Annotated in this window: 3 protein-coding genes and 1 pseudogene; 3 read left to right on the top strand and 1 reads right to left on the bottom strand. The window is 44.9% G+C overall.

All coding sequences use genetic code 11. The features are described 5' to 3' along the window. From C3Z13_RS10980 to ilvA, 3 genes are all read left to right on the top strand, one after another. Nucleotides 1–855: IlvD/Edd family dehydratase (locus tag C3Z13_RS10980; RefSeq protein ID WP_181022058.1), on the top strand; the 855-nt coding region annotated here is incomplete at its 5' end. Nucleotides 856–947: 92 nt separating this feature from the next. Then, the gene (locus tag C3Z13_RS10985) at nucleotides 948–1,625 is read left to right on the top strand and encodes a DUF1345 domain-containing protein (RefSeq protein ID WP_103855936.1); all 678 of its coding nucleotides are present in this window, start codon (nucleotides 948–950) and stop codon (nucleotides 1,623–1,625) included. Nucleotides 1,626–1,635: 10 nt separating this feature from the next. Next, on the top strand, nucleotides 1,636–3,183 hold the full coding sequence (gene ilvA / locus C3Z13_RS10990) for a threonine ammonia-lyase, biosynthetic (RefSeq protein WP_103855937.1): 1,548 nt from the start codon (nucleotides 1,636–1,638) through the stop codon (nucleotides 3,181–3,183). Nucleotides 3,184–3,343: 160 nt separating this feature from the next. On the opposite strand, the pseudogene gdhA reads toward ilvA, so the two are convergent. Then, nucleotides 3,344–4,692: pseudogene (gdhA, locus tag C3Z13_RS10995) on the bottom strand (NADP-specific glutamate dehydrogenase). Nucleotides 4,693–4,719: the final 27 nt, after the last annotated feature.

The raw sequence follows: 4,719 nt of genomic DNA on the forward strand, positions 1-4,719 counted from the left end.
GGTGGAATTATGGCTATTTTAGGCGAGTTAGATCGTGCAGGATTGCTTGATAACCAAACTCGCACCGTATTAGGTTTAAGCCTAGCTGAGCAAATTGCCAAATACGACATTATGCTCACTCAAGATGAAGCCATTCGTGAATTCTATCGCGCAGGGCCTGCGGGCATTCGTACCACACAAGCCTTCTCACAAGATTGCCGTTGGGACAGCCTTGATGACGATCGTGAGAACGGCTGTATTCGCAGTAAAGCCTTTGCTTATAGCCAAGACGGCGGATTAGCAATGCTTTCTGGCAATATCGCCTTGGACGGTTGTATTGTAAAAACCGCGGGCGTTGATGAATCCATCTTAAAATTCACAGGAAAGGCCATTGTTTTTGAAAGCCAAGAAGATGCGGTAAATGGCATTCTCGGCGGCAAAGTGCAAGCAGGACACGTTGTGGTTATTCGTTACGAAGGGCCAAAAGGTGGGCCGGGTATGCAAGAAATGCTTTACCCAACCAGCTATTTAAAATCAATGGGCTTAGGCAAAGCCTGCGCATTATTAACTGACGGCCGTTTTTCTGGCGGTACATCAGGCTTATCTATCGGACACTGTTCGCCAGAAGCCGCAGCAGGCGGAACAATCGGCTTGGTGAAAGACGGCGATACCATTGAGATCGATATTCCAAATCGCTCAATCCAATTAATGGTATCGGAACAAGAATTGAGCGCACGCCGCGCAGAACAAGATGCGAAAGGTTGGAAGCCAGCAAATCGTCAGCGTGAAGTGTCTTTCGCACTCAAAATGTACGGCTATTTCGCCACTTCGGCGGATAAAGGTGCGGTGCGAGATCGCTCCAAATTAAGCGACTAAATAAAATGGCCGCACCTGTAAATCAAAGTGCGGTCGTTTTTTCGCGAATTTTTATAATTTCTGCCTAAATTTAGGCATACAAGGAAAGCAAAATGCAAAAAATGCTAAAACAGCATATTAAATTTTTCACCAGTTTGATCTTGGTGGTTCTCTCTTTTATGGCATTTCGCCTACTCTCGCAAGGCGATATTAGTACCGATCTCATTTATTCTTGGGATATGGGAATGAGCCTATATTTATTTTGGACATTTTGGACAATTCGCCAACAGCATCGTCATCGCGAGCAGATGACCGCAGTGCTACAAGAGCGCCAAGCAGGGACAAAAGCAATGTTCATCATCGTGAGCGTGATTATCGGTGCTTGTATTGTGGCATTGGTTCGCTTAGTGAGCATTGCACAAAATCTTCCGCCAATGGAAAAAGCGTGGCATATCACTTTAGCGATTATTTCCATTTTCCTTTCTTGGTTGGTGATCCATATTCTGTTTGCTATTCGCTATGCTCATTTGTTCTATCACGCGAAAGTTAGCGGTGAACCAATGCCACTGCAAATTCCACAAAGCAATGGGCAAAATGGCTATCAAACCGAGCCAAATTACTATGATTTTATCTACACCGCCTTGATTATCGGCACATCAGCACAAACGGCCGATGTGATGTTTTCTTCAAGAGCGGGGCGAATTTTGGGCGGAATTCACAGCATTGTCGCCTTTATTTTCAACGTAACCGTGCTTTCCTTATTAATTAACATTATTTCTGGTTTTATTTAAGGATAATAAAATGACAACCCTTGCATTTAACAATCCCACTCCGAGCGGAGATGATTATTTAAAAACCATTTTGAAACTGGGATCTGTGGTGTATCAAGCCGCGCAAACAACCCCTTTGCAACCGATGGATAAACTTTCCGCACGGTTGCACAATCAGGTTTTAATTAAGCGTGAAGATCGCCAGCCTGTGCATAGCTTTAAATTGCGTGGCGCTTATGCAATGATCGCCGCCTTAAATGATGAACAACGCCAAGCTGGCGTGATTGCGGCTTCTGCGGGCAACCACGCGCAGGGTGTGGCACTATCCGCCAAATTACTGGGCTTGAAAGCATTAATCGTGATGCCACAAAATACGCCGAGCATTAAAGTAGAGGCGGTGCGTCATTTTGGTGGAGAAGTGCTACTTTACGGGGCAAACTTTGATGAAGCCAAAAGTAAGGCGATTGAACTTTCTAAAAGTAAAAATATGACGTTTATTCCCCCTTTCGATCACCCTTTAGTGATCGCAGGGCAAGGGACATTGGCGCTTGAATTGTTACAACAATCGTCCAATATCGACCGCATTTTTGTGCCAGTGGGCGGGGGCGGCTTAGCCGCAGGGGTTGCCGTGCTAATCAAACAATTAATGCCAGAAATTAAAGTAATCGGCGTGGAAAGCAAAGATTCAGCCTGCCTGTATCACGCCTTAAAAGCTGGGCAACCAGTGGATTTAGAGCGAGTGGGCTTATTTGCCGATGGCGTGGCAGTAAAACGCATTGGCGATGAAACCTTCCGCTTATGTCAGCAATACCTTGATGATGTGGTGCTGGTGGACGGCGATGAAATTTGTGCCGCAATGAAAGATATTTTTGAAAACGTACGTGCAATTGCAGAGCCGTCAGGGGCGGTATCGCTGGCAGGGCTAAAAAAATACGTCAAAGAAAATAATATTCAAGGGGAAACCTTGGTGAATATTTTATCGGGCGCCAACCTAAATTTCCATACGCTACGTTATGTGTCTGAGCGTTGCGAAATTGGTGAAAAACACGAAGCAATGCTCGCCGTAACCATTCCGGAGGAAAAAGGCAGTTTCTTGCGTTTCTGTCATTTGCTTGGCGATCGTGCCGTTACGGAATTTAACTACCGCTATGCGGATCAAGCGCAAGCCTGTATTTTTGTCGGGGTGAGAATTCGTGGTGAAGATGAGAAAAATGAAATTATCGCGCAGTTGCAACAACAGGGCTATTCCGTGATGGATCTGTCTGATGATGATGTGGCGAAAACTCACATTCGCTATATGATCGGCGGACGCTCATCAAGTAAAGCCAAAGAACGCTTATACAGTTTTGAGTTCCCAGAACAAAAAGGCGCGTTACTTAAATTCCTCGAAATGCTTGGCACGCACTGGAACATCTCACTGTTCCACTACCGCGCCCACGGCGCAGACTACGGCAATGTGCTTGCAGGTTTCCAACTAGATGAAAACGATGAAATTCGCTTCAACGCCCATTTGGAAGAATTAGCCTATACTTATCAAGACGTTACCAACAGCCAAGCGTATAAGTATTTTTTGGGATAAGTTAAAACACAAAAAGAAAACTACCGCAACGAAAGTGCGGTGGTTTTTTAGCATTTTTATGAATAAAAGAAAGGAGGTTTTCCTCCCTTTGCTTTAATCAGCACATTAATGTCCTTTCGCTCTGCTTGCTTAGTCCATAATGTGTTTTGCCCTTTAAGGATTAGTAAACGCCTTGCGCTAACATTGCATCTGCAACTTTTACGAAGCCAGCGATGTTTGCACCAGTTACATAATTGATGTTCGCTTGGCCTTCCACCGTACCGTATTTTTTACAGTTTGCGTGAATGTCGAGCATAATTTGTTTTAATTTTGCGTCCACTTCTTCCGCTGTCCAGTATAGACGTTGTGAGCTTTGCGCCATTTCTAAGCCAGATGTTGCCACGCCACCTGCGTTTGCTGCTTTACCTGGGCCGAATAATACGCCAGCTTCAAGTAATGCGTCTGTTGCTTCGATAGTGGTTGGCATATTTGCGCCCTCTGCCACAAGTTGTACGCCATTGGCGATTAATTTTTGTGCGTCAGCAAGGTCTAGCTCGTTTTGCGTTGCACAAGGTAAAGCGATGTCTGCTTTCACGCTCCAAGGACGCTCACCTGCAACATATTGTAAGCCGAATTTTTCTGCGTAATCTTTCACGCGTCCACGTTGTACGTTTTTGATCTCCAGTAACGCAGCTAATTTTTCTGGAGTGAAGCCAGCTTCATCATAAACATAACCAGAGCTATCAGAACAAGTAACAACTTTCGCACCAAGTTGTAATGCTTTTTCGATGGCATATTGTGCAACGTTACCTGAACCTGAAACCACAACGGTTTTGCCTTGGAATGATTGATTTTTTCTTCAAGCATTGCTTGTGCGAAATAAACTAAGCCATAACCTGTTGCTTCTGGGCGAATTAAGCTACCACCGAATGACAATCCACGCCCTGTGAATACACAACCAGCTTGGTTTGATAATTTTTTCATCATACCAGCAAGATAGCCCACTTCACGACCGCCAACACCGATGTCCCCTGCTGGTACGTCTGTGTCTGGGCCAATGTGGCGATAAAGCTCAGCAATTAATGCTTGGCAGAAACGCATTACTTCACCGTCAGATTTGCCTTTAGGATCGAAGTCTGAACCCCCTTTACCACCGCCCATTGGCAATGTAGTTAATGCATTTTTGAAGATTTGCTCAAATCCTAAGAATTTTAAGATAGATTGGTTTACCGATGGGTGGAAACGCATTCCGCCTTTAAATGGCCCGATCGCGCTGTTGAATTGTACGCGGAAAGCACGGTTTACTTGCACTTGTCCTTTGTCATCTGTCCACGCCACGCGGAATTGGATTAAACGCTCTGGCTCAACAAGACGCTCCAAAAGCGCTTGCGAACGATATTGTGGATTTTTCTCTAAGAATGGCCAAATTGAAGTGAACACTTCACGCACCGCTTGTAAAAACTCTGGCTGGTGTCCATCGCGTTGTTCAACTTTGGCTAAAAATTCTTCTAATGAGCTAACTTGTGACATAGTTTACTTCCTTTATGTGTGTATGAT

The sequence above is a fragment of the Avibacterium endocarditidis genome, assembly GCF_002921145.1.
Taxonomy (GTDB): domain Bacteria; phylum Pseudomonadota; class Gammaproteobacteria; order Enterobacterales; family Pasteurellaceae; genus Avibacterium; species Avibacterium endocarditidis.

Coding starts and splice junctions, on each gene's coding strand:
- C3Z13_RS10985 (WP_103855936.1), top strand. CDS start 948: ATGCAAAAAATGCTAAAACAGCATATTAAATTTTTCACCAGTTTGATC.
- ilvA (WP_103855937.1), top strand. CDS start 1,636: ATGACAACCCTTGCATTTAACAATCCCACTCCGAGCGGAGATGATTAT.